Origin of the sequence: Dietzia sp. SLG310A2-38A2 (genome assembly GCF_014145095.1) — a bacterium.
Taxonomy (GTDB): domain Bacteria; phylum Actinomycetota; class Actinomycetes; order Mycobacteriales; family Mycobacteriaceae; genus Dietzia.
The window spans coordinates 17,741-19,197 of sequence record NZ_JAALDX010000417.1 but is presented as its reverse complement, the minus strand read 5'-3'; the positions used below and the strand labels follow the sequence as shown (position 1 = coordinate 19,197).

The window sequence follows — 1,457 nt, the reverse complement described above, 5'->3', positions numbered from 1 at the left end:
GCTGGCGGCGGCGGGAGGGACGGCGAGCAAGACCGCGATGGCCGCGGATAGCGGTGCAGTCACCGTCGTGGCCGCCGTCGCGATCGCCGACGGGCGTCCGGACGCGGGTCCGGGCGTCGCGGTGGAAGGGGTCCGGGTGCTCACGGGTCGAGTACACCCGGTCGCGCGGCGGGGGGCCCGACACAGGGACCGTGCTGTGGAGGAGGGCGACGACCTTCCACAGGGGCGGGACCGCTATCTACCGCGTGTTGGACGAGAGGCGCTGGAGGGTTATGATTGCCGATGCGGTCGACTCACGTCGATTGACTTCGCGTGTCCTGCCCCTCCCTCGGGAGGAGCATCCGGACCCGGGGCCGAACAGCCCCGGCTTCACCGGACACCGGACCCGTAGGTGCCCCTGCTCTGCAGGGGTTCGGTCCGGTGCGGTCACCAGGGCCCGGGACCAACCGGTTCACGGGCGTAACCCGATACACACCAGAAAGCGAGGACGAGGGCCTCGCGGTCCGGCTGCTTCCAAGCCGGACGTGCCCCTCAAACCTTCCATGGCAGTTATCTCCATGAAGCAGCTGCTCGACGCGGGCGCTCACTTCGGTCATCAGACCCGTCGCTGGAACCCGAAGATGCGGCGTTTCATCTTCACCGACCGCAACGGCATCTACATCATCGACCTGCAGCAGACGCTCACGTACATCGATCAGGCGTACGAGTTCGTCAAGGAGACCGTCGCCCACGGCGGCACGGTCCTGTTCGTCGGCACCAAGAAGCAGGCCCAGGAGGCCATCGCCGAAGAGGCCGCCAAGGTCGGGATGCCGTATGTCAACCAGCGGTGGCTGGGCGGCATGCTCACCAACTTCCAGACCGTGCACCAGCGCCTCATCCGCCTCAAGGAGCTCGAGGCGATGGAGCAGTCGGGTGGATTCGAGGGACGCACCAAGAAGGAGATTCTCATGCTCACGCGTGAGATGACCAAGCTGGCGCGCACGCTCGGCGGTATGCGGGACATGACCAAGGTCCCGTCCGTCGTGTGGATCGTCGACACCAACAAGGAGCACATCGCCGTCGGCGAGGCGCGCAAGTTGAACATCCCGGTCGTCGCGCTCCTGGACACCAACTGTGACCCGGACCTGGTGGACTACCCGATTCCGGCCAACGACGACGCGATCCGCTCGGTCAGCGTGCTGACCCGGGTCATCGCCTCCGCCGTCGCCGAGGGCCTCAAGGCCCGCTCGCAGGCCGGTAAGGCCACCGGCGACGAGGCCGAGCCGCTCGCCGAGTGGGAGGCCGAGCAGCTCGACCAGGTGACCGGCGAGACCGCCGCGCCCGAGGCCGAGAAGTCTGCCGAGGCACCTGCCTCGGAGATCACGGGCACCGAGTCCCCCGTGGCCGAGGCCCCTGCGGTCGACGCCGAGGAGATCGAGGCCGCAACCGCCGAGGCCCCGGCCACCGAGGCCTGATCG

At 68.4% G+C, this 1,457-nt stretch carries 1 protein-coding gene; it reads left to right on the top strand.

What is annotated here, in order from left to right:
• The first annotated feature begins 542 nt into the window (after positions 1-542).
• On the top strand, positions 543-1,454 hold the full coding sequence (gene rpsB / locus G6027_RS14250; RefSeq protein WP_182637742.1) for a 30S ribosomal protein S2: 912 nt from the start codon (positions 543-545) through the stop codon (positions 1,452-1,454).
• The last annotated feature ends 3 nt before the right edge of the window (positions 1,455-1,457 follow it).